Source organism: Natronococcus amylolyticus DSM 10524 (genome assembly GCF_000337675.1).
Classification (GTDB): Archaea; Halobacteriota; Halobacteria; order Halobacteriales; family Natrialbaceae; genus Natronococcus; species Natronococcus amylolyticus.
Genome location: NZ_AOIB01000039.1, coordinates 12,112 through 33,671, shown reverse-complemented (window position 1 = coordinate 33,671; position 21,560 = coordinate 12,112). Strand labels below are relative to the sequence as shown.

Annotated in this window: 22 protein-coding genes; 10 read left to right on the top strand and 12 right to left on the bottom strand. The window is 66.8% G+C overall.

Features of this window, described 5'->3' with window-relative positions; all coding sequences use genetic code 11:
* Position 1: 1 nt before the first annotated feature.
* Genes pstA through C491_RS23905 form a run of 3 tightly spaced genes read right to left on the bottom strand, consistent with a single transcriptional unit; the run spans position 2 to position 3,017 of the window.
* The gene (gene pstA, locus C491_RS20005; protein ID WP_005559667.1) at positions 2–913 is read right to left on the bottom strand and encodes a phosphate ABC transporter permease PstA; all 912 of its coding nucleotides are present in this window, start codon (positions 911–913) and stop codon (positions 2–4) included.
* Complete coding sequence (gene pstC / locus C491_RS20000) at positions 910–1,920, bottom strand: phosphate ABC transporter permease subunit PstC (protein ID WP_005559666.1); 1,011 nt, start codon at positions 1,918–1,920, stop codon at positions 910–912. Before pstC ends, pstA begins: the two co-directional genes overlap by 4 nt.
* Before the next feature lie 14 nt (positions 1,921–1,934).
* Entirely contained in the window at positions 1,935–3,017 is a 1,083-nt protein-coding gene (locus C491_RS23905) for a substrate-binding domain-containing protein (protein ID WP_005559665.1), read from the bottom strand.
* Positions 3,018–3,442: 425 nt separating this feature from the next.
* Between C491_RS23905 and C491_RS19990 the strand changes: the two genes are divergently transcribed.
* The 4 genes from C491_RS19990 (at position 3,443) to C491_RS19975 (ending at position 6,987) form a co-directional block, all read left to right on the top strand.
* On the top strand, positions 3,443–4,438 hold the full coding sequence (locus C491_RS19990) for a phosphate uptake regulator PhoU (protein ID WP_005559664.1): 996 nt from the start codon (positions 3,443–3,445) through the stop codon (positions 4,436–4,438).
* Between the two features lie 81 nt (positions 4,439–4,519).
* Positions 4,520–5,506, top strand: a complete 987-nt coding sequence (locus tag C491_RS19985) for a beta-ribofuranosylaminobenzene 5'-phosphate synthase family protein (RefSeq protein ID WP_005559663.1) — start codon at positions 4,520–4,522, stop codon at positions 5,504–5,506.
* Positions 5,507–5,736: 230 nt separating this feature from the next.
* A complete protein-coding gene (locus C491_RS19980) occupies positions 5,737–6,558 on the top strand; it encodes a hypothetical protein (protein ID WP_005559662.1) in 822 nt (273 codons plus the stop codon).
* 105 nt (positions 6,559–6,663) lie between these two features.
* Positions 6,664–6,987 (top strand): transcription factor S, encoded by a 324-nt coding sequence (locus tag C491_RS19975; RefSeq protein ID WP_005559661.1) that lies wholly within the window; start codon positions 6,664–6,666, stop codon positions 6,985–6,987.
* Between the two features lie 4 nt (positions 6,988–6,991).
* Here the strand turns inward: C491_RS19975 and C491_RS19970 are convergent, their stop codons facing one another.
* Entirely contained in the window at positions 6,992–7,372 is a 381-nt protein-coding gene (locus tag C491_RS19970) for an FAS1-like dehydratase domain-containing protein (RefSeq protein ID WP_005559660.1), read from the bottom strand.
* A gap of 226 nt (positions 7,373–7,598) precedes the next feature.
* Between C491_RS19970 and C491_RS24080 the strand changes: the two genes are divergently transcribed.
* From C491_RS24080 to C491_RS19960, 3 genes are all read left to right on the top strand, one after another.
* Positions 7,599–7,724, top strand: a complete 126-nt coding sequence (locus C491_RS24080) for a hypothetical protein (protein WP_275040030.1) — start codon at positions 7,599–7,601, stop codon at positions 7,722–7,724.
* A 1-nt stretch (position 7,725) separates the two neighbouring features.
* A complete protein-coding gene (locus C491_RS19965) occupies positions 7,726–9,066 on the top strand; it encodes an MFS transporter (protein ID WP_005559659.1) in 1,341 nt (446 codons plus the stop codon).
* 85 nt (positions 9,067–9,151) lie between these two features.
* A complete protein-coding gene (locus C491_RS19960) occupies positions 9,152–10,426 on the top strand; it encodes a DNA polymerase Y family protein (RefSeq protein WP_005559658.1) in 1,275 nt (424 codons plus the stop codon).
* Here the strand turns inward: C491_RS19960 and C491_RS19955 are convergent, their stop codons facing one another.
* Complete coding sequence (locus C491_RS19955; RefSeq protein ID WP_049892418.1) at positions 10,427–11,056, bottom strand: uracil-DNA glycosylase family protein; 630 nt, start codon at positions 11,054–11,056, stop codon at positions 10,427–10,429. It abuts the gene before it with no gap.
* 105 nt (positions 11,057–11,161) lie between these two features.
* Between C491_RS19955 and C491_RS19950 the strand changes: the two genes are divergently transcribed.
* The gene (locus C491_RS19950) at positions 11,162–11,653 is read left to right on the top strand and encodes a metal-dependent hydrolase (protein ID WP_005559656.1); all 492 of its coding nucleotides are present in this window, start codon (positions 11,162–11,164) and stop codon (positions 11,651–11,653) included.
* A 622-nt stretch (positions 11,654–12,275) separates the two neighbouring features.
* Here the strand turns inward: C491_RS19950 and C491_RS19945 are convergent.
* Positions 12,276–13,148 carry a COX15/CtaA family protein gene (locus C491_RS19945; RefSeq protein WP_049892415.1) on the bottom strand — a complete coding sequence of 291 codons (873 nt, stop codon included), beginning with the start codon at positions 13,146–13,148 and terminating at the stop codon, positions 12,276–12,278.
* Between the two features lie 139 nt (positions 13,149–13,287).
* On the opposite strand from C491_RS19945, the gene C491_RS19940 reads away from it, so the two are divergent.
* Positions 13,288–14,379: a M24 family metallopeptidase gene (locus C491_RS19940; protein ID WP_005559654.1), complete on the top strand. Its 1,092-nt coding sequence runs from the start codon at positions 13,288–13,290 to the stop codon at positions 14,377–14,379.
* Between the two features lie 4 nt (positions 14,380–14,383).
* Here the strand turns inward: C491_RS19940 and C491_RS19935 are convergent, their stop codons facing one another.
* The 5 genes from C491_RS19935 to C491_RS19915 all read right to left on the bottom strand — a co-directional run bounded on the left by C491_RS19935 (position 14,384) and on the right by C491_RS19915 (position 19,487).
* Positions 14,384–14,980 (bottom strand): helix-turn-helix domain-containing protein, encoded by a 597-nt coding sequence (locus C491_RS19935; protein WP_005559653.1) that lies wholly within the window; start codon positions 14,978–14,980, stop codon positions 14,384–14,386.
* Positions 14,981–15,054: 74 nt separating this feature from the next.
* Positions 15,055–16,200 carry an ABC transporter ATP-binding protein gene (locus C491_RS19930; RefSeq protein ID WP_005559652.1) on the bottom strand — a complete coding sequence of 382 codons (1,146 nt, stop codon included), beginning with the start codon at positions 16,198–16,200 and terminating at the stop codon, positions 15,055–15,057.
* Positions 16,201–16,224: 24 nt separating this feature from the next.
* The gene (locus C491_RS19925; protein ID WP_005559651.1) at positions 16,225–17,139 is read right to left on the bottom strand and encodes a carbohydrate ABC transporter permease; all 915 of its coding nucleotides are present in this window, start codon (positions 17,137–17,139) and stop codon (positions 16,225–16,227) included.
* A gap of 61 nt (positions 17,140–17,200) precedes the next feature.
* On the bottom strand, positions 17,201–18,142 hold the full coding sequence (locus C491_RS19920; RefSeq protein ID WP_005559650.1) for a carbohydrate ABC transporter permease: 942 nt from the start codon (positions 18,140–18,142) through the stop codon (positions 17,201–17,203).
* A gap of 19 nt (positions 18,143–18,161) precedes the next feature.
* Positions 18,162–19,487, bottom strand: a complete 1,326-nt coding sequence (locus tag C491_RS19915; protein WP_005559649.1) for an ABC transporter substrate-binding protein — start codon at positions 19,485–19,487, stop codon at positions 18,162–18,164.
* Between the two features lie 207 nt (positions 19,488–19,694).
* Here C491_RS19915 and C491_RS19910 point away from each other — a divergent pair, with 207 nt between their 5' ends.
* Complete coding sequence (locus C491_RS19910) at positions 19,695–20,330, top strand: DUF4013 domain-containing protein (RefSeq protein ID WP_005559646.1); 636 nt, start codon at positions 19,695–19,697, stop codon at positions 20,328–20,330.
* Positions 20,331–20,346: 16 nt separating this feature from the next.
* Here C491_RS19910 and C491_RS19905 read toward each other — a convergent pair whose 3' ends face one another.
* Complete coding sequence (locus C491_RS19905) at positions 20,347–21,540, bottom strand: AGE family epimerase/isomerase (protein WP_005559645.1); 1,194 nt, start codon at positions 21,538–21,540, stop codon at positions 20,347–20,349.
* Positions 21,541–21,560: the final 20 nt, after the last annotated feature.

Genomic DNA, 21,560 nt, shown 5'->3' with positions numbered 1-21,560 from the left:
GTTAGTAGCTCCGTTCGTACCGATTCCGCACGAAGAACGCGACGCCATACATCGCGAGGAGGATCGTCATCAGCACGGCGATCCCCATCGCGGCGAGGTACTGCAGTTCGATCTCGGGCAGGAACGCCCACTCGTAGATCTGGGTCGGCATCGCACCGAAGCGGTCGAACGGACCGGGGTAGTGTCGCATCCCCCAGACGGTTCCGACCATGAGCAGTGGCGCCGTCTCGCCGATCGCTCGAGCGAGCGCCAGAATCGTTCCGGTGACGATGCCGGGCATCGCCGATGGGAGGACGACGCCGCGAACCGTCTGCCACTGGGTCGCTCCCGTCGCCAGCGAGCCGTTTCGCATGCCGTCTGGCACGGCCCGGAGGGCCTCCTGGCTCGCGACGATGACGATCGGCGTCACGAGCAACGCGAGTGCCAGCGCGCCGGCGATCAGGATCGGACCCAGCCGCATCGCGTTCACGAAGACGCCGAGCGCCAACAGCCCATAGACGACCGAAGGAACGCCGGCGAGGTTGGTCAGGTTCGCCTCGATCAGCCGCGTGGTTCGGGTATCCGGCGCGTACTCCTCCAGATAGACGGCGGTTCCGACGCCGAGGAAGAACGAAAAGAACAATGTGAACACGAGCAGCCACGCCGATCCGATCATCGCACCGAGGAAGCCGGCGTTAGCCCAGTCGCTCGAGCCCGCCCGGGTGAGGAACGTCCCGATATCGATTTCGAAGACGACGACGCCGATCAGCGTGTCGAGGATGACGTCGGCGATGAGCAAGGCGAGCATAACCACCCCGAACAGCGACGCGCCGACGAGGGCGATGTGGAAGAGTCGATTCTTCCGTTTCACCCAGCGCAGGTCGACGTCGCTCATCCACTCGCGGACGTTCCCTCGTTCGGTGTCGGCACTCATCGATACTCCTCCCGGTAACTTCGCTTGACGTAGTCGTTTACGAGGTTCGCTGCGAGCGTCATCACGAACAGCGCGAGGCCGACCGCGAACAGGGACTGGTACTCGACGGATCCGACGAGCATCGTCGACCGGGTCGAGTCGACCATGAACGCGGTCATCGTCTGAATCTCGGCGAACGGATTCGCGGTCAGCCGCGGCGTGACGCCCGCCGCGAGCGCGACGGCCATCGTCTCGCCGATGGCACGCGAGACCGCCAGGATGTACGACGCCATGATGCCGGAGATCGATGCCGGCAACACGACGCTCGTCGAGACCGTGTACTTCGACGCACCGAGCGCGTACGCCCCGTTTCGCAACTCGTCGGGAACCGCACTCATTGCGTCCTCGGAGATCGACGCGACCATCGGGATCGTCATGATGCCGACGACGATCGCCCCCGAGAGCGCGCTGAATCGGCCGACGTCCTGCCCGAGCGCGGCCGCGAGCGGTCCGATGATGTTCGGTGTAATGAACGTCAGCGCGAAGAAACCGTAGACGATCGTCGGCACGCCAGCCAGCACCTCGAGCGTTGGCTTGAGATACTTGCGCGTTCCCGGCCGTGCGTACTCCGAGAGGTACAGCGCCGTCGCGGTCCCGATCGGAATCGAGACGAACGCTGCGCCGACGGTGATCAGCAGGGTTCCGGCTGCCAGCGGCAGGATACCGAAGCGCGGGTCGTCGGCGTGGGACGGCCGCCACTCCGTATCGAGCAGGAACTCGGTGATCGCGACGCGCTGTTCCGGAACGAGTCTGAACTCGGTTACGAGTCCGACGAGCCACTCGTGAAAGCGCACGTCGTAGAAGAAATGAAATGCGTTGTCGAACAGGACGGCGAAGATCGCCACCGTCGTCAACACGGTGATACTCGTACACCCGAACAGGAGTCGGCGCACGCGACGGTTTCGACGCCTGTCGGCGTCGGCACCGTCGCCGATGATCTCCGAATCCGGGCCTGTTTCTGTGCTCATTCTGACTCAGGTAGTTACTCGTCGGCTTCGTCCCCGTCGTCGGCGTCCTCGACGTCGAACTCGTCCTCGCCGGGCTCGCCGCCCAGTTCCTGGAAGTAGCCGACGCCGCCCCAGCCGAAGGCGTACTGGTTGTCGGCGACCCCCTCCATGATCGAGTCGGTGTGCGTGTGGGCGCTGTAGTCCGTCCGGATGGAGCCGACCTCGCCGTTGATCTCCTCGGTGAAGTAGTCGAAGGTCCCGGAGTCGCTGTCGCGAGCCCAGAGTTCGATCTCCTCGTCGGGATAGTCGTCATCGAGGTCGCTCCACATTTCGACGTCGGACTCGTACTGCCAGATCGCGTGGAGCTCGTCGAGCGAGACTTCCTCCATCCAGTCGTTTTCGCCGTGTTTGACGACCGAGAGCCCGTCCCAGCCGATCTCGTAGGAACTGTACTCGACACCGTTTTCCTCGGCGAGCTCCGCCTCCTCGTCCATGATCTTGCGGCTCGCGCTCTGGACGTCGGAGTCGCCCTCCGCGAACGCCTCGAACCCGGCGCCGGTCCCCTCGGGATCGACGTAGACGTTCGCGTCGGGGTACTCCGCTTCGAAGGATTCGCCCGCCGCGTCCGTTACCGGTGCGACGGTGTTACTGCCCGAACAGTCGATATCGTCGTCGACCGCGTCCTCATCAGGTTCGATACCGAGGTCGTCGAGGACGGCCTGGAACTCCGCTTTGTTCTCGTCGCGGACCTCGTCCGTCGCCGCGTAGTATCCGGTGTCGCGGGAGAAGTCGTGTTGCCCCTCGAAGTAGTGCTGGACGAACGCCGCGAGCGTATCCGGCTTCTCTTCTAAGCTCGCGTGGTTTACGTAGATAAACAGCGGGCGCGTCAACGGCGAGTAGACACCACTCTCGATGTTGTCCTCTGTCGGGTGGTAGTACTCGCCGTCCTCGTCGCTCTCGACGGCGACCGTCGCGATCGTCGCGTCGGTTTCCGCCGCGCTCTCGAGAAACGCCGTACACCCCGCGAGGCTCGCAAGCCCTGCCGCACCCGCGCCGGCCAGGAACGTTCGTCGCGATTTACCCCCGATTCGCTCGGTTGCGGACTGTTTGTCCGTCATCAGGTGAACGATGCGATAGATCGTATAAAGACGATGCTAATATCTATATATCCGATCGAGTACCTCGATAGAGTGCTCTATAGTGCAGTGTAGCTCGACGTCCGTGATCACTGTCTCACCTCGAGTCTATGGGATTGCACAGAAAGGTTTTACAACCGCTCTATCGCCCTTATCGAACAAACTGGCCGGCGACTGGATCGGTCGCTATCGGATACTCGAGTGGCGTTACAGTTCCAGAGAGGGGCCCGTATCCGATCACACCAGTACCGCCCACTATATAGTTATACATTTCCCACGATATCGGTACAGTGAGATATGATATAGTCGGGAGTTCGCTCCTATTTTCTCGACCGGACTAGTGCATCTCGAGACAATCTCTATAGACGCAGTCAGATTTATAGTGTGGCCGGAAGAATCGGATCAGTATGGAGACGCGCAAGATCCAGGTGACCGGGGGCTCGACCTACACCGTCTCGCTGCCGAAGACGTGGGCGACGGCAAACGACGTCAGCAGCGGGATGACCGTCGAGATCTACGCCGAGGACGACACGCTCCTGATCACCCCACAGAACGATGTCGATCACCAGGAGGGAACCCTCGAGGTCGCCTCCCTCGAGGACGAACAGCTAAAACGGGCGATCCTCGCGATGTACGTCAGCGGCTTCGACGTCATCCGCCTCGAGGCGACCCGGATTACGACCGAGCAGCGACGGGCGATCCGCAGCGCGATCCAGGGACTGATCGGGGTCGAGGTCGTCGAGGAGCAAAGCGGCTGCGTCGTCGTCCAGGATCTGCTCGACTCGTCCGAACTCTCGATCGTCAACGCCGTCTCCCGAATGCGCCTGATCGCCTCCTCGATGCTCTCCGACGCCCTCACGGCCCTGGTCGAGAACGACGACGACGTCGCCCAGGACGTCATCGAGCGCGACGACGACGTCGATCGGCTCTTTCTGGTCGTCTCGCGGATCTTCCGCGCGACGCTCCGCTCGCCCGGGGCCGCCGAGGGGCTCGGCGTCTCCCGCGAGGACTGTTTCGACTACCACTCGAGCGCTCGCCAGCTCGAGCGCGTCGGCGACCACGCCGTCAAGATCGCCCGGCTTGCGCTCAGGCTCGGAGAGGTTCCCGAGGACGTCGCGGACGCGCTGTTGGCCCTCCACGAGGACGCGGCGGCGATCATCGAGCGGTCGATGGACGCGCTGTTCGCCGAGGGGAGCGACGAGGCCACCAGGAACGGCCACCGCGCGCTCGAGGCCGTTCCGGAGATCGACGAACACACACGTCACGTCGACGAACTCCTTCGGGATCTCGATCCCGTGCAGGCCCAGTCGCTCGGTCTGGTGCTCGACTCGCTGTCCCGCAGCGCGGACTACGGTGGCAACATCGCGGAGACGGCCCTGCAGAAGGCCGCGCCCCGCCCCTGACCGACCGCCAGCAAGCGAGCGTCGTCGATCGTTGCCAGCGTCGAAACCCCCTTCCCGGACGGATTCCTACGGCGAGAACAGATGACTACGGCGACCGTCAGCGCGGGTGCGCGCCTCCACTTCGGCTTTCAGAACCTCTCGCTCGCCCGTCGACGCCTCTACGGCGGCATCGGGGTCGGCCTCGAGCGACCACGAGTGACCGTCACCGCCGAGCCCGCCCCGACGGTCGCGGCGTCGGACTCGCTCCTCGAGGAGTACGCCCGTCGGGCCGTCGACGTGCTCGACGTTCGGGGCGTCGATGTCACCCTCGAGGAGCGACTTCCCCGTCACGTCGGCCTGGGCAGTGGCACCCAGCTCGCACTCGCCGTGCTCGCGGCGACCGCACGGGCACACGGGCTCGAGCGCCAGGTCAGGGAGCTGGCGCCTGCGATGGGTCGGGGCGGCCGCAGCGGGATCGGCGTCGCGACCTTCGAGGACGGCGGGTTCGTCGTCGACGCGGGCCACCCGACCAGTCGGTTCACGACCGACCCGCCCGCGGAGGGCGACTGGACGGTTCCCCCGGTCGTCGCCCGCCACGACCTGCCCGAGGAGTGGCGCTTTCTGATCGTCGTCCCCGACGCCGACCCCGGACGCAGCGGCGAGAACGAGGATGCGAGCATGCGCGCGGTCGTCGAGCGAGCCGATCCCGCCGTCGCCGACGAGCTCGCGGGCGTGGTCACCCGCAAGCTGTTGCCCGCTGCGGCCGAGGGTCGCCTCGAGGCGTTCGGCGAGGCGGTCGCCGAGATCGGCCGCAAGAACGGCGCCTGGTACGCCGACGCCCAGGGCGGGGTCTTCCGCCCGCCCGCGGGCGAGCTCGTCGCGACCCTCGAGGACTGTCCCGTCCTCACCGGCGTCGGCCAGTCCTCGTGGGGGCCGGTCGTCTACGGGCTGACCGACGCCGACCACGCAACGGAGGCCAGGGGTGCGGCCCAGGACGCACTCGAGGACCGCGGGCTCGGCGGCGAGGTCGTGCTCTCGGCTGCCGCGACCGGGGGAGCGACTGCTGACCTCGAGACCGGTCGGACGTAAACGGGGCCGACGGGTCGGCTCCGAACGTCCCTGCTGTCCGCTCGAGCAGGCCATCCGAGTCCTTCTCGGTAGTCGGAAGGGGCGTCCGATGCCGTCGATCTCGTCCTCGAGACCGCCGAACGACACGGAACGAGTAGCGGAGCCGGGCAACGGCTGAACCGGCCTCTCTCGGTTTTCGTTCCGTTCGAACGGACCGAAACAATGATTCCGATATAGTTGTGAGTAGCGCTATGGAAGACCAGCGACGGGACGGGCTCCTCCCTGACGATGGGGGGCTCGGCTACACTCTCAGGAGGCTTCCAGTCCAGGCCTACTGGCGTCTTGCCCCGCGGTACGCCCGGCTCCGTCGCGACCACGACGTCGATCGGTACGCGGCCCCGACCGATCCTTACCGGGTGATCCGGATCGACCCCGATCGGATCGTCCGACACACGAACCGGCCGTACCCACCCTGGGAAGGTACTGTCGGCCGCTGTGGAAGCGTCGCCCGCGGCGACTGGGACCGTCCGAGCGAGGACTACCGCAAACCCCCCAGATTCGAGGATCGCCTCGAGTTCGAGGCGTTCCGCGCCCACTTCGAGGATGGAATCCCCTGGGCGGAGACGGCCTACATCCGGGACAAAGCCGAACGGGTCGAGGCCGGCGAGAAGGAGAGCCGGTACGGCGACACGTTGGATGAGATCGTCGACTTCTACCGGGGGTACGACGCCCTCTACGAGTCGATCGCGAGCGAGGGCTACCGCTCACAGCGGGAGCTGCTCGCCCGCGGCGAGGAGCGAAAGCGGTTCCTGACGGCGATCGGCAACGAGGTCGCGATCGACGTCGCCCGCGACGGCGAACCGCTGTTCGTCGACGGCTCCCACCGGCTCTCGATCGCAAAACTGCTCGAGCTCGACGCGATCCCGGTCGTCTGTTACTACCGCCACGCCGACTGGATGCGCGTTCGGGAGGCGGTCCACGCCGCCGACTCGCCCGCAGACCTCGACGAGGACCGCCGCCAGCTGCTCGCCGCCGACCACTTCGATCTTCGAGATCTCGCTCCCCCGGCGTAGCCCTCTCGGCCGCTGTCGCGGCTCCGTGGTTTTCGCAGGTCGAGGGGGTATCGGTTGGGAGGACGAGCGAGGGAGTTTTGTCGCTGTACGTGCGTACGTGGGGACATGCAGTTTTGCGACGACTGCGGCTCGATGATGAAAGCCGACGGCGACCGCATGGTCTGTTCGAACTGCGGCGCCTCGAGCGAGCGCGACCGCGAGGCCGAAAGCGAGTTCGTCACGACCGAGTCCCAGACCGACGACGAGATAATCGAGTCCAGCGAGGACGCGAACTTCGAGGGCAAGCCCAAGGCGACCGACGTCGTCTGCGACGAGTGTGGCACCCAGGAGGCGTGGTACACGCTCAAACAGACCGCCTCGGCCGACGAACCGCCGACCCGATTCTTCAAGTGCACCGAGTGTGGCCACCGCTGGCGCGGGTACAACTAAGCGCTTACTTCCAGATCAGTCCCTCGACGGTCGCCGTCAACACCGTCTCTCCCGCGTCGTTCTCGCAGTCGACGGCTGCCACGAGGTCGTACCGATCCTCGAGCTCTTCGACCTCCTCGTAGCTCCACGTACAGACGACCCGGTCTCCGGTGTACACCGGTCGGCGGAACTCGAAGCTCATCTCGGAGGCCAGCACCTCGAGGTCGCTCCCGATCTTCGTCGGCAGCGTCGCCGTCAGCAGGCCGTGGACCAGCAGCCGTCCCTCCTCGTCGGGCTCGGTGTGACGCGGTTGGGTGTCCCTCGAGAGCTCGGCGAACTGCCGAACTTCCTCGGTCGTGAACGTGCGCTCGAACGCGTGGGTCTCGCCCTCGGTCGGTCGGTGCATACGAGTCGACTTTCGTTCTCGGGCGAAAAACCTCGAGTTTCCAGTGCGTCGCTCGAGCCCGCCCTCGGAGGCAATACTCGTCCACTCCCTCGCCGTCCGACCCAAATAAAGATCCTAATACAGACCCTATTCGATTGGAGATACTACACCAGTGGCACGGCACACCAGAATATTGGTTGTTTGTAAACGGTTAGCATTATAATCTTTAGGCTGATGTGGATATACCATGTACCACGAAACGTTCGACTGCGTTCCGCGCGGATTCCACGACGGACTGTTACTCGAGTCGGATCGGGAAACGAGGGCGGACCCCGACCGTCCCGACGATCCGAACCTCGAGGTGCGCGTCTGAGATGTCCGGCGGCGAGCCGTCCGAACTCGAGGCCGGCGTCCGCGGCGGGCCCGAGCGGGCCCTCTCGGTGCTGACGTTCGGCTATTTCGTCGGGTTCGCCGGCGTCGTCGTCTACGGCCCCGTCGCCTCGGAGTTCCAGGACGTGCTCGGGCTGTCCGGACTCCTGCTCGGGCTGCTCGTCGCCGCGCCGCAGCTGACGGGGTCGCTGCTGCGGATCCCCTTCAGCGCGTGGGCTGACAGCGTCGGCGCGAAGAAACCCTTCAGCGTCCTCCTCGGGCTCTCGGTCGTCGGGATGGGCGGGCTGCTCGCGATCCTGGTGTCGGCCTACCCCGACGGGTTGACGCTCGCTCACTACCCGCTGATCTTCCTGTTCGGCTCGCTGAGCGGCTGCGGGATCGCCGCCTTCTCGGTGGGGATCACGGACACCGCCTACTGGTACAGCTCGGAGCGACGCGGGACGATGCTCGCGCTCTTTGCCGGCCTCGGCACCACTTCGCCGGGGCTGTTCACCATCGTCTCCCCGGTCGCCCTGCTGGCGCTCGGGCTGACGGGGACGTACGCCGCCTGGTTCGTCTTCCTCCTCGTGGGGACGACCGTCTTCGTCGTCTTCGCCGTCGACTCGCCGTACTTCCAGTACCGCAAGCGCGGGCTCGAGGAGGCCGAAGCCAAGCGGCGCGCTCGGGACGCCGGCCAGGAGCTGTTCCCGACTGGCGACGCGATGGCCTCCGTTCGGAAAGCGGCGACTATCCCCCGCTCGTGGCTGCTGACCGCGATGTTCTTCGTCTCCTTCGGCGGCTACCTCGCGCTCACGACCTGGTTTCCCTCCTACTGGAGCAACTTCCACGGGCTGGACCTCCGTACGGCCGGCGTCGTCACCGCGCTCACCTTCACCCTCCTGTCGGCGCTGTTCCGGGCCGCCGGCGGCGCGGTCAGCGACCGGATCGGCGGCGAGGTGACGACCGTCGCGAGCTTCGGCCTGGTCGTGCTCTCGACGGTGGCGCTCATGGGCACCGGCAGCCTCTACGCCGCGATCCTCGCGACCGTCGTCCTCGGCGCGGGGCTGGGGATCGCCAGCGCGGCGATCTACCAGCTCCTCCCGCGGTACGTTCCCGAGGCCGTCGGGGGCGCCTCGGGACTCGTCGGCGGGCTCGGCGGGTTCGGCGGGTTCGTCGTCCCGCCGCTGCTGGGGCTGTTCGTCGACGTCCAGGGCGTAAGCGGGTACGCGACCGGGTTCGTCGTCTACTTCGTGCTCGGACTCGGCGCGCTCGCCATCGCCGTCTCGCTGTACCGCTCGGAGCCGACGACCGTTCCGACGGAGACGCCCGCCCCGGCAGGCGACTGAGCGCTCCGCCCAGTCTCCGACCGCTCGAGTCGCTCCCGAACGAGGGGCGCAACGTTCACAACCGTCCGCCCGAACTCTCCTGTGAATGGCAGACGGGCCGCGACTTCCCGGCGTCGAAGACGACGAGGACGAGGAGGATCCCATAATCCTTCACGTCGACGCCGACTGCTTCTACGCCGCCTGCGAGCGGCTTCGAGAGCCCGAACTCGAGGACGACCCCGTCGTCGTCGGCATGGGGTACGAGCCCGGCGAGACGAACGGGGCCGTCGCCACCGCCAGCTACGAGGCCCGCGAGTTCGGCGTCGAGAGCGCGCAGGCGATCTCGACGGCCCTCGAGCGACTTCCCCGTCGCGCCGCACTGAATCCGGACGCGGACGACTACGACCCCGAACTCGTCGAATCGGAGACCGGTTACTACCGCACCGTCGACCTGGACTACTACGAGTCCGTCGCGAGCGAGGTCCAGGAGATTCTCCACGACTGCGCCGACGTCGTCCGCGAGGTGAGCATCGACGAGGCCTACCTCGAGGTCACCGACCGAACCGCCTGGGAGGTCGCCGACGGCTTCGCCCGCCACGTCAAGGACCGTATCCGCCGGGAGGTCGGAATCGTCGTCAGCGTCGGCGCCGCGCCGACGATGAGCGCGGCCAAGATCGCCAGCGACTTCGACAAACCCGACGGGCTGACCGTCGTTCGTCCCGGCGAGCTCCGCGAGTTTCTCGCGCCTCTCGAGGTCGACCTGCTCCACGGCGTTGGCCCCGTAACGGCCCGCGAATTGCGGGAGATGGGGCTCGAGACCGCCGGCGACGTCGCCGCAGCCGACCCCGAACCGCTGGTCGAGCGCTTCGGCGAGCGCGGCCGGGAGCTGTACGACCGCGCCCGCGGGGACGACGACCGTCGCGTCGAGCCGAAAGGGGATCCCAAGAGCTTCTCGCGGGAGTCGGCGTTCGCCGAGCCCGTCAGCGAGCCGGAGCCGAAGTACGAACAGATCGAGACGCTGGCGGCCGCGGTCGCAGACCGCGCCCGGCGAGAGGGCGCCCTGTACCGGACCGTCGGCGTCAAGGCCGTCGAGCCCCCCTTCGAGGTAAACACCCGCGAGCGATCGCTGCCCGGCCCGATCGACGAGCCGAAACTGGTCGAGCGCATCGCTCGAGAGCTGTTCGCGGAGTTCGAACGGGAACCGGTCAGGAAGGTTGGCGTCAGGGTCGCGAACCTCGAGTTCGCCGCGGCCGACCAGACCAGCCTCGACGGCTGGGCGGGGACCCCCGATACCGAAGCCGAACCAGCTGACGGAACCGACGCCGATCGGGACGGCGATCCGAACCCCGAGGAGGGCCAGTCCTCGCTCGAGGACTTCTGACTATCCCACGAGCGTCGCGACGCCTTTCGTCTGGCGGTAGTCCCGCCCGAGGATCGCCTCGAGGCGCGCGACGAGCGCCTCCCGTTCCGTGTCCTCCCACTCGCTCGGGTCCCTGATCGGGACGACCAGAAAGCCCCGGCCGCGGATCTCCGTGGCGTGTAACGCGGGCATCTCGAGGTCGATCCGGCTGCGCTGGGTGGTGTACCCCTCGAGGACGCGGTCGGTCGCGCGCTCGCCGACGGGCATGAGGATGTGGGCGTTGATCGCGCGCAACTCGGCGTCGAGGTAGCGCTCGAGGTCGTCGTACCCCCGGTCGGTTGGGACGTCGCCCGTCGGGAGCGTACACATGTGGACGTAGCTGGCGAACAGGTTCTCGAAGATAGGCTCGTCCCGCGGGCCGCTCTCGAAGCCGACCTCGCGGAGGATCTCCCGCAGTGGCTCGACCTCGGGGGCGCCGAAGGGGACGCCGGTGTCGGCGCCGCCGTGGACGCCGGGATGGTCGCCGATCAGGTGGAAGTCCGCGTTGGCGTCGCCGTAGCCGAAGACGGCGGCTCGATCGCCGGGCGGGCTCCGGTCGAAGGGCGGTCGCATGCCGAACGGGTTGCTCGTCCTGTCGGTGACGTTTTGCACGGCCCGTACTGAAGGGGTCGGCTCCCATAACGACCGCGGTTGGACGCGAGCGACTCGAGACGTTCGGGGGAGAACTTATCAACGATCGGGAACCAGTTACCCGAGATGTATCAGTACGGTCACTACGGCGCCGCCCTGCTCGCGTACGCGCCGATCGGCGCCGTCGTCGCGCTCGCCGACTTCGAGGCCGTGGCGATCGTCGGCGGCCTCGTCTGTGTCTCGCTGTCGACGCTGCCCGACGTCGATCACCGACTGCCGTTCGTTGCACACCGCGGGCCGACCCACACCCTCGTCTTCGCGGCGCTGGTCGGGGCTGCCCTCGCCGCGGCCGCGGCCGTCCTCGTCGAGGCCGCGTCGCCGCTCGTCGACGTCGCGTTCGTCGGATTCGCCTTTCTCATTGGGACGCTCTCGATCGGCTCGCACCTGCTCGCCGACGCGCTGACGCCGATGGGAATCAGGCCGTTCTGGCCCGTCTCGAGGCGCCGGTACACGTTGAACGTGACCCCCGCGAAGAGCCCGGTGGCGAACTACGTGCTGTTTCTCGCCGGCGTCGCAGCGACGGCCGCGGCTGCGGGAGTCGTGCTCACGGCCGGATAGCAGCAAACGGTCGTACTAATTTCTCTATTTGATAGTCTGGTGAAGATTGGGTTACGCATAGGTGGACCATGTATCAGTTCGATCCGACCGTTCTTCCTGCGGTGGCGCGCGCTGTCGGCCGGCCGAACGCTAGTGAGGACGGTCGAAGACACTGTGCGAGGTCTTCGCGAGTAACACGAGCGAATGGCTTGGCAGAGCTTGCTCTGCCAGTGGATGAGCGAGCGAAGCGAGCGAATCGGTTGGGGAGGGCGTGGCAATCCCCTGTGTTCGTGCGAGCAGACCTCCTACTCGTCGGTATTACCGCGAAAGCCCCTGGCCGGCTCGAGGGCTGCGGCTCGCTGCGCGTGGTTCGAGAGAGCAAAGCTCTCTCGTCATCACGAAAGACGCTTCGCGTCTTTCGAACGACTTCCCCTCGCTCCGCTCGGTCGGTGCTTGCGTCGCCTCGCTCCCCGAGCCGGCCAGCCCGTTTCAGTCCCACCCAGCGGTGGTCAGTCAGGGCTGCAGACTCATTGCCATATGGTCCATACGCACCCTCCGTGTACCGAATCGACCGATCAAGATTCACGAAAGAGACCGAACACCGAACCCGTTTTCTCAACAACTGAGCAGCAGAGGAGAGCGATCAGGCGTTTCGAGCGCCGGCCGAGGATCGGCTTCGCCAGATTCCGACGCCGAAGACGACGAGCAACGCGAGCGCGGTGACGAGGTAGAGGTCGTCCAGCAGCGGACTGTAGGTCATCACGGCCTGGCGGCCGAGGTAGGTGACGACCAGCGCCAGCACGGCCGACACCGAGAGCAGCCCCAGTAGCGCGGTGTCGTCGAAGCGCCATCGGCCGACCAGGACGGCGACGATCACCGACGCCAGCAGGGCAAGGGTGACGCCGTACTGGAGCAGCTGAACCGTTGGCGAGTAGCTCGAGACGAGACTCAGGTCGGTCGGGCTGAGCGCGACGTGGGCGGGCAGGGTGAGAAGGCCGAGCCCGAGCGCGGCGCTGACGTGGCCGGCTCGCAGCGAGGCCGACCAGACGAGCGCGGTCGCGACGACGAACATCGAGAAGATCAGGACTGCGGTCCAGAAGTGCAGCGAGAGGATGTCCATCGTGTACTGAGTGACCGTCTCCCGGCCCAGGACGACCTGGATCGGCGTCAGGATCATCCCGGCGACGACGAGCGCCGTGACGCGTTTGTCGATCGACGGCGAGCGCCAGGCTGCGACCGCCGAGCCGATGATGGCGAAGCCGGCGAACATCGCGACGAAGCGGTGGAACCACTCGTAGAAACTCGGCAGGTTCGCGGGCAGGAGGTTGTACGGGCCGGCGTCACACTGGGGCCAGTTGGCCTCGCAGGCCAGTCCTGCACCGGTGGCTTTCGCCGCGACGCCGAGCAGGATCGTCGCCGCGACCAGCGCGAGCGTCGCCGCGAGCAGGTGTGGGAAGCCAACGCGAGCGATCAACGAGCGAAATCGGAGACCGGGGGTGTGGCTGTGGGTCGACACGGACGTTCTGGCGAGGATTAGGACCACCCGTATTTAGATTGCCCGAGTCGAGCCCGGTCCCGGGCGGATTCGCACCGTTCACCCGAGTCGAGCCGAACCGGTTCGTCGCATTCAAGGCTCGACCTCACCAGCGCCCGGCATGGACAAACGCGACCGACTCGAGCGCCACCTCGAGGTCCGCGACCTCGACTCGATCTGGTTCGCCCGACCGAACGCCTTCGCCTGGCTCACGGGCGGGAGCAACGTCGTCGACCGCGAGGGCGACGCCGGCGTCGCGGCCGTCGGCTTCGACGGCGAGATCCGCGTGCTGGCCGACACCATCGAGGCCGACCGTATCGAAACCGAGGAGCTGCCCGACCTCGAGGGCGTTTCCGTCGAGCGGTTCCCCTGGTACGAGAGCTCGCTGGCCGAGGCGATCGGTGATCGGACCGAGAGCGAGCGCGCGGCCGCGGACATCGACGTCCCGGGACTCGAGTGGGTCGATCCGACCGAACTCCGCCAGCCCCTGACCGAGCGCGACCGCGAGCGCTACCGCGAGCTCGGCCGGGAGACGGCGACGGTCCTCGAGTCGGTCTGTCGGGAGCTCGAGCCCGGCGACACGGAACGCGAGGTCGTCTCGGCGCTGCGGGTCGGGCTCTCGGCCCGCGGGATCGAGTCGCCGGTCGCCCTCGCCGGCGGAAGCGAGCGCGCACAGCGATACCGTCACTACACGCCCACCGAGGCCGAACTCGGCGACTACGCGCTGGTCTCGGCGACGGCCGAGCGGGGCGGCTTGCACGCCAGCTGTACCCGCGCGGTCGCCTTCGACCCGCCCAACTGGCTCGCGGACCGTCACCGGGCCGCGGCCCGCGTCGAGACGACGGCGCTGGCGGCGACGCAGGAGGCCGCGACGAATGGCGGCACAGCCGGCGACGTTTTCGATGCGATCCGCGAGGCCTACGCCGGAGTCGGCCACGACGGCGAGTGGGAGCGCCACCACCAGGGCGGGGCCGCCGGCTTCGCCGGCCGCGAGTGGATCGCGACGCCGGACCACGGGGCATCGGTCCGATCGCCGATGGCCTACGCCTGGAACCCGACGGTACAGGGTGCGAAAAGCGAGGACACCGCGCTCGTTACCGACACCGAAATCGAGGTGCTGACCGAGACCGGCGAGTGGCCGACGCTCACTGTGTCGGCCGTCGATCGATCGTTCGAACTCGAGCGGCCCGCGGTGCTCGGACTCGAGGAGTAGGTTGCTACCGGTCCGACTCCGGCTCGTCGTCGTCCGATTCGCCGCTGTCGATGTCCATGTCGTCCTCGAGGGCCATCGGATCGACGTCGTCGTCGGCCGACGCCGCGTCGGTGTCGTCGACGGTGATCGTGACGGGCTCGAGTTCCTCCTCGAACCCGTCCTCCGCGTGTCGGTCGAGGACTCGATCGAGCGTGAAGATGGTGTTGAGCTCGTGCTGGACCTGGTCGACGACGCCGCCGACCAGTTCGCTCGGCTGGATCGCCGTGTACTCGTAGGGGTTGTTGCCGGCCCCCTCGCTCTCGCGTTTCTCCCGGCTGACGCGCTCCTCGTCGTGAAGCTCCGCCAGCGCCTCCCGGACGGTGCTCGGGTAGAGCCCGGTCCCCTTCGCGACCTCCTCGGAGGTGCTGCCCGGGTTCGCCAGCAGGTGGACGTATATCTTCGCGCGCGTCTCCGTGTCGAGGATCCACGAGAGCAGATCCACGATCCGCTGGTCGACCTCCTCGACGGTCGGGGGACGTTCGGTGCCCGTCCCGTCGGCCTCGAGTCGTTCGTCGTCCCCGCCCCCCTCGTCCGGACGGTCGTCGGTGTCGTCTGAAGCCATGTCCCTCTCGTGGAGGACGAGGCCACCTGTATGGTTAAACCTTTGTGGGGGTTCGGTTCCCGACCTCGAGTGGCTCAGACGCGCGTTTCGAGCAGCTTCTCCTCGTCGTCGATCCGACGGTTGTGCAGCGCCCGTCCGCTCGAGCGATCGAAGAGATGAATCGCGGACTCGGGCAGTCGGGCGGCGTAGCGCTCGTCAGCTTGGACGTGGCGCATCCCGTCGACGATCGCGTTGATCGACAGCTCGCTTCCCTCGAACGTCGCCAGCAGGTTGTTCTCGTTACCCATCGGCTCGACGACGTCGACCGTGACCGGGAACGCGTGGTCGTCGGTCGCCTCGTCGAGAATCTTGACGTCCTCCGGGCGAACGCCGAGGACGAGTTCGGTCTCGCCCTCGAGCTCCTCGCGGATCGGCGCCGAGAGCGGGTACGACAGCTCCGTTCCCTCGAGGACGAGCTCGTCGCCCTCGAGGGTCGCGTCGAAGAAGTTCATCGAGGGCTCGCCGATGAAGCCGGCGACGAACAGGTTCCGCGGCCGGTGGTAACACTCCAGCGGCGTCGCAACCTGCTGCAGTTTCCCGCCGTCGAGGATGGCGATTCGGTCGCCCATCGTCATCGCCTCGGTCTGGTCGTGGGTGACGTACACCGTGGTCACGTCGAGGTCGTTCTGCAGGCGCTGAAGCTCCATGCGCATCCCCGCGCGGAGCTTCGCGTCGAGGTTGCTGAGCGGTTCATCCATCAGGAACACCGACGGATCCCGGACGATCGCCCGCCCCAGTGCGACCCGCTGTTGCTGGCCGCCCGAGAGCTCTCCGGGTTTTCGATCGAGCAGCTCCTCGATCTCGAGCAGTTCGGCGGTGCGCTCGACGGAGCCGTCCATCGTCTCGGTGTCGAGGTCGGTCGACTCCTCGAGGCCGAAGCGCATGTTCTCCCGCACGGTCATGTGGGGGTACAGCGCGTAGCTCTGGAACACCATCGCGATGTCCCGTCGCTGGGCCGGTACGTCGTTGATGATCTCGTCGTCGATCGCGATCGCGCCCTCGGAGATCGTCTCGAGGCCCGCGACCATCCGCAGCGTCGTCGACTTGCCACAGCCGGAGGGACCGACGAGGACGAGGAACTCGCCGTCGTCGATCTCGATCGATACGTCGTCGACCGCGACGATCTCGTCATCGCCGTCGGCGAAGCGTTTCGTTACGTTTTCGAGCGTGAGAGTTGCCATTGGTAGTGAGTGTGTCGTGGTCGTCTACGATGCACCGGTGATCCCCTTCGCGAACTGCCGTCCGAAGACGACGTAGATGAGGATCGTCGGCAGGGCGGCGATGAAGGCGCCCGCCATCTGGATGTTGTACTCCTGAGCCATCGACCCCTGGAGCTCGTTCAGCGACTGGGTCACGACGTAGTTCGACCGCGACGTGACGAGCACCAGCGCGAACAGCAGATCGTTCCAGACCTGCGTGAACTGGTAGATCAGCGTCACGGCGAACATCGGCATCGACAGCGGGAGGATGATCCGCTTGTAGATCCCGAAGGCGCTGGCGCCATCGATCTTCGCCGCCTCGATCATCTCGTCGTCGAGCGTCTTGTAGTAGGATCGGAACAGGATCGTACAGATCGGGATCCCGTAGGCGGTGTGGGTGACCGTCAGCTCGATCAGGTCCGCCCGCTCGGCGAGAAACGGCGCGAACGCGAGCAGCCCCGCGAGGTCGACGGCCGACCAGAACTGCCGCAGGGGAACCAGCACCGACTGGTAGGGCAGGAAAACCCCCGCCAGAAAGAGCACGAGGATTCCGATCTGTCCCCGCCAGGACAGCTTCGTCAACCCGTAGGCCGCGAGGCTACCCAGCAGCGCCGACAGGATCGTCGCCGGAACGACGAACAGCAGGCTGTTGACGAGCCCGCCCTGCATCGTCGCAAAGGCCAGCTCCCAGGGCTCGAGGGTGAACCACTCGGGAGTCGGCGGCGCCAGCGGCGTCGTCTGGACGAACCCCGTCTGGGTCTTGAACGCCGTCGTCAGCCCGCCCCACAGCGGGGAGAGGTAGAACGCGATCAGCCCCAGCAACACCGCGTACAGCGCGGCCCGCTGGCTATCGATCGTCTCGAGGGTCGTCGCGAGTCGGCCCTCGCTCGAGCCCGATTCGGTTCGCTCGGCAGCGGTCATCGGTCGCTACCTCCGTCGCGTTCGATTCCGTTCGGTCGCCTCGTTCGCGTTCGTCCTTCCATCAGAGATCACCGCGCTTGTACTGCATGTAGAGGTACGGAGCGACGACCGACAGCGCCATCAGGAAGAGGACTGTCGCGACCGCCGCGCCGTAGGCCCACTCGGTTCGCGAGAACGCGACCCGGAACATCATCACCGCGAGGATGTCCGCGGATCGCCCGGGCGTGTCGCCGAACATCACGAAGATGAAGTCGAACGCCTTCAGTGCGAACACCATCAACACGACCGCGGCGGAGGTCGTCGACGCGCTGAGCTGGGGAACGATCACGCGGCGGTACATCCGCAGCGAACTCGTGCCGTCGACCTTCGCGGCCTCGTAGTGTGCGTCGGGGATCGCCCGCAGCCCCGCTAAATAGACGACCATCGCGTAGCCGCTGAACTGCCAGGTCAGCGCGAAGATGATCGCCGCCAGCCTGGTCGTCGGATTGCCGATCCAGTCCATCGTCAGGAAGTCGAGCCCGATCGTACTGAGGAAGACGTTGATCGTCCCCGTCGAGGGGTTGTACATCCACGACCAGAAGATCGCCGTGACGACGAACGACAGCGCCATCGGCAGCAGGTAGATCGTTCGGAACGTGTTCTCGAAGCGGATGTTCTGGTCGACCAGGATCGCCAGCACGAGGCCGATCGCCAGCGAGACGACCGTGAAGGCGACCAGCAGGACGNGGCTCGTGTAGTCGGGCTGGGCGAGCCCGCTCCAGTCGGTCAGCGAGATGAGCAGGTTCCAGCTGACCGCGCCGTAGACGAACAGCCCGACCAGAAGCGCCGGCGGCAGCCAGAACGGAAGCGCCTGCACGGCGTCGCTGTGGCGCAACCGCGAGGCTCTGCTCCCGCGGCTCGAGGTCGTTCCCCCGTCCGTTCTGAGCGTCCGCTCGCCGTCTTCGGAGCCGTCCGTCCGTCCGCGGCGAATACGATCGAGTAGCCGACGTATATCAAATCCCATAAAATATCGTCGTGGTTCGTCAGAAGATTCCGATGAGGTCCTCGGTGGTCTCCTCGGGATCCCAGTTGTCGGTAAACACCGCGAACGCCTCCTCGACCTCGCTTGCCTGTCCCGGCTCGAGACCGCTCCCGTGGGAGATCGACGTCACCTGCTCGTCGGATTCCTCGAAGTCGTCCATCTGGTCCTGGAGGAACGGCGGGAATTCGTCGGTCGGGACGTCGGTTCGTGGCGGGATCGACCCCTTCGGCGGGTTAAACCGCTCCTGGGCGTCGACGGTCGAGCAGTACTCGATCCACGCCTCGGTCGCGTCGGGCGAGGGGTTGTTCGCCGGCATGACGAACGAGTCCATCACCATCGTGTAGACGTCTTCGGTACCAGGGAACGGGATGTAGTCCCAGTCCTCGCCGTATTCGAAGTCGTCGGCACCCTGGTACTCGCCGGCCGCCCAGTCGCCGTTGTGGTGGAAGGCGGCGTCGCCGGTGATCACGTCGGCGTTGGCCTCGTCCCACGAGACCGTGCCGGCGTCCTCGTTGTAGTACTCGCTGGTCTCCTCGACGAGTGCAAGCGACTCCTCGATCTCGGCCTCGAGTTCGGCCGCCTCGCCGTCTAAGAACTGCTGGAAGGCGTCGACGCCGTGCTGGCCGGTGAAGACGACCTCCCAGAGCTGGAGCACGCCCCAGGGCTCCTGGGTCTGCTGGGTGAGCCCGACGTATCCCGCGTCGTCGGCCGCCTCGAGCGCCTCGAGGAACGCTTCCGGGCTGTCGACTCCCTCGGGGTCGACGCCAGAGTCCTCGAGCACCTCGACGTTGTAGAAGACGTTGTTCAGCCGGTGGATGTTGATCGGGACCGCCACGGTATCATCGTCAGGACTGGAGGCCTCGAGAACGCTCTCGAGGTACTCCTCTTCGGCGCCGTCTTCCCACAGCTCGTCGACCGGCTCGAGCGCCCCCTCATCCGTGTAGGTTCGAAGCGCCTCTCCGGGCCAGATCTGGAACGTTCCCGGCGGATCCTCGTCGAGCACCCGGGTCTGGATCTCGGCGTCGATGGCCGCGCCGGCCCCACCCGGTGCCGGATTCGACTCGACCGTGTACTCCGTCTCCGATTCGAAGCCGTCGACCAGCGCCTCGAAGGCCTCCTCCTCGCCGCCGGCGGTCCACCAGTGGACGACCTCGAGGTCGCCGTCGTCGTCCCCGTTCCCGTTCCCGTTCCCGTTCCCGTTCCCGTTCCCCTCGTCGTCGATTTCGTCGGGATCCTCGTCCTCCGCACACCCGGCGAGGACCGCGGTCCCGACTGCACCGGTCGACAGCAGGTACTGTCGACGCGTGACTAGGCGGTTGTTTGCCATAACCACCCACAAATTTCGGTGCCCTCATAATAAATATGCGTATTTTCATTCGCTCACGAGTACCCCTCAACGTTCGGCCGAGGAGGCGACTCCCGCTTGCGGTCCGTCGGTCGGACCGAACCGGTTCGGATCGCGCTCGAACGTTCTCGATTCGTGATGGATCGGTCACAGAAGACGTAAACCGAATCGCACTCGAGACCAGCGTGGATGGACGACGCACTGCGGTACCCGCTTCGCGGCGAGCACGGCGAGAAGGCGCTGCTCGTCGCCTGGCTCTGTGTGTTCGTCCACGCGATCGCCGTCCCCGTCCTCGCGCTCGTCCCGCTGGCGGGGTATCTCGTGTCGGTGTTCGCCGCAGCGCCCGATCCGGACCCCCCGTCGGCGCTCAAGCGGAGCGTCCTCTCCCGTGGCATCGGCGCGGCCGTACTCGGACTCGCCTACCTCGCCGCGCCGCTGCTCGCCGCGGGCGTGACGTTCCGATTGTTGCTCGAGACGACGCGAGCGCCGACGGGCGGTGACGCCGTCGTCGTGCTGGCCGGATCGACGGCCGTGCTGTTCGCCCTCGCGGTCGCCGGCTACCTATTCCCGATCGGGATCGGGAACTACGCCCGACGCGGCTCGCTCCGGGCTGGGTTCGGCGGGCTCGGCGACGTAGCGGGTAACGCCGCCTACTTCGTCGGCTGGTGTTCCGGAGCGATCGTTTTCCTGCTCGGGATCGCCCTCTCGAGCGCGCTCGTCGAGATGGGCGGACCCTCGCTGGTCGTCGGCTCGCTGGTCGGCGCCTACGCGACGCTGGTCGCGACGCGACGGATCGCGCGGGGGTACGTCGCCGCGACGGATTGATCGGTCCGGTTGGTTTTCACTCGAAGGCGGCTGGCTCGTCCTCGAGCGCTCGTATCGCGAGCCAGGCGTTCGTCAGCGGGTGGTAACCCGGCTCGACGGCCGTCCCCCGGTTCGGGTCGTCGCGCTCGTGCTCGCGGGTCAGGCGCTCGTACCAGTTGCCGTACTTCGGGTTCCGGAGGTGCTCGAGCGAGTGCGCCCACAGCCGATCGTACCAGTCGGCGTAGGCGTCATCGTGGCGACTCAACAGCGCGCTGGCGCCGATCGCCTCCGTGTGAACCCAGCCGTACTTGTCGGGAACGATCGGCTCGCCGTCGGCCTCGACCGTGTAGTAGAGCCCGCCGTACTCGTCGTCCCAGCCGAGGTCGACCGCGGCATCGAACAGCTCGAACGCCCGCTCGAGTATCCACGACTCCGACCGGTGGTCCGCCAGCAGGGCGAGCAGCTTCGCCCACTCGGCGTGGTGGCCCGGCTGGTAGCCCGGCGGGCGGAACTGGTGGCGCGGGCTGTCCTCGTTGTACGAGAGGTCCGGCTCCCACTCCTCGGTGTAGTGTTCCCACAGCAGGCCATCGGTCGCGCTCGTCACCTCGCGCGTAAAGCGGTCGGCGACGGTGGACGCCCGCTCGAGAAAGCGATCCTCGTCCGTCGCCTCGTAGGCCGCGAGCAGCGCCTCGCAGGCGTGCATGTTCGCGTTCTGGCCGCGGTAGGACTCGAGTTCCCAGTCCGGCGAGGCCTGGTCCGCGTACAGGCCGTGCTCGGGCTCCCAGAACCGGTCCTCGAGGACCTCGAACGCCCGTTCGACCTCCGTTCGGGCACCGAGAATCCCGGCCTGCAGGGCTCGCGCCCCGGCCAGCAGGACGAAGGCGTGGCCGTAACAGTAGCGGGTGCGGTCGGTCGGCTCCCTGCCGTCGAGCAGCCAGTCGTACCCCTCGCGGTCGGCGTCCCAGTGGGCTGTCGAGAGAAATTGGAGGCCGTGTTCAGCGGCGTAGCGACACCAGTCGGGGCCGTCGGCGACGACGCCCAGGCTGAAGTTGTGGACGCCCCGCGCGGTCGCGACGAGGTGTCTCGTCTGTGAGTCGTAAACGTGGCCGTCGCGCTCGTCGAGCTGGGCCGCGTATCCGCCGACCCTGGTGTCGATGCAGGCGGGGTAGTAGAAGTTCAGTACGTCCCGGAACTGGTGACTGAGCCCGGTTTGGGTCCGATAGACGTTCATGGCTGGTCGTATCCGACGGG

What these genes read in the sequence shown, in the direction of transcription:
- C491_RS19905 (WP_005559645.1), bottom strand. Translation starts at nt 21,540, where the DNA reads ATGAACGTCTATCGGACCCAAACCGGGCTCAGTCACCAGTTCCGGGAC.
- pstA (WP_005559667.1), bottom strand. Translation starts at nt 913, where the DNA reads ATGAGTGCCGACACCGAACGAGGGAACGTCCGCGAGTGGATGAGCGAC.
- pstC (WP_005559666.1), bottom strand. Translation starts at nt 1,920, where the DNA reads ATGAGCACAGAAACAGGCCCGGATTCGGAGATCATCGGCGACGGTGCC.
- C491_RS19950 (WP_005559656.1), top strand. Translation starts at nt 11,162, where the DNA reads ATGTATCAGTACGGTCACTACGGCGCCGCCCTGCTCGCGTACGCGCCG.
- C491_RS23905 (WP_005559665.1), bottom strand. Translation starts at nt 3,017, where the DNA reads ATGACGGACAAACAGTCCGCAACCGAGCGAATCGGGGGTAAATCGCGA.
- C491_RS19935 (WP_005559653.1), bottom strand. Translation starts at nt 14,980, where the DNA reads ATGGCTTCAGACGACACCGACGACCGTCCGGACGAGGGGGGCGGGGAC.
- C491_RS24080 (WP_275040030.1), top strand. Translation starts at nt 7,599, where the DNA reads ATGTACCACGAAACGTTCGACTGCGTTCCGCGCGGATTCCACGACGGA.
- C491_RS19915 (WP_005559649.1), bottom strand. Translation starts at nt 19,487, where the DNA reads ATGGCAAACAACCGCCTAGTCACGCGTCGACAGTACCTGCTGTCGACC.
- C491_RS19940 (WP_005559654.1), top strand. Translation starts at nt 13,288, where the DNA reads ATGGACAAACGCGACCGACTCGAGCGCCACCTCGAGGTCCGCGACCTC.
- C491_RS19925 (WP_005559651.1), bottom strand. Translation starts at nt 17,139, where the DNA reads ATGACCGCTGCCGAGCGAACCGAATCGGGCTCGAGCGAGGGCCGACTC.
- C491_RS19970 (WP_005559660.1), bottom strand. Translation starts at nt 7,372, where the DNA reads ATGCACCGACCGACCGAGGGCGAGACCCACGCGTTCGAGCGCACGTTC.
- C491_RS19980 (WP_005559662.1), top strand. Translation starts at nt 5,737, where the DNA reads ATGGAAGACCAGCGACGGGACGGGCTCCTCCCTGACGATGGGGGGCTC.
- C491_RS19975 (WP_005559661.1), top strand. Translation starts at nt 6,664, where the DNA reads ATGCAGTTTTGCGACGACTGCGGCTCGATGATGAAAGCCGACGGCGAC.
- C491_RS19985 (WP_005559663.1), top strand. Translation starts at nt 4,520, where the DNA reads ATGACTACGGCGACCGTCAGCGCGGGTGCGCGCCTCCACTTCGGCTTT.
- C491_RS19910 (WP_005559646.1), top strand. Translation starts at nt 19,695, where the DNA reads ATGGACGACGCACTGCGGTACCCGCTTCGCGGCGAGCACGGCGAGAAG.
- C491_RS19965 (WP_005559659.1), top strand. Translation starts at nt 7,726, where the DNA reads ATGTCCGGCGGCGAGCCGTCCGAACTCGAGGCCGGCGTCCGCGGCGGG.
- C491_RS19930 (WP_005559652.1), bottom strand. Translation starts at nt 16,200, where the DNA reads ATGGCAACTCTCACGCTCGAAAACGTAACGAAACGCTTCGCCGACGGC.
- C491_RS19960 (WP_005559658.1), top strand. Translation starts at nt 9,152, where the DNA reads ATGGCAGACGGGCCGCGACTTCCCGGCGTCGAAGACGACGAGGACGAG.
- C491_RS19990 (WP_005559664.1), top strand. Translation starts at nt 3,443, where the DNA reads ATGGAGACGCGCAAGATCCAGGTGACCGGGGGCTCGACCTACACCGTC.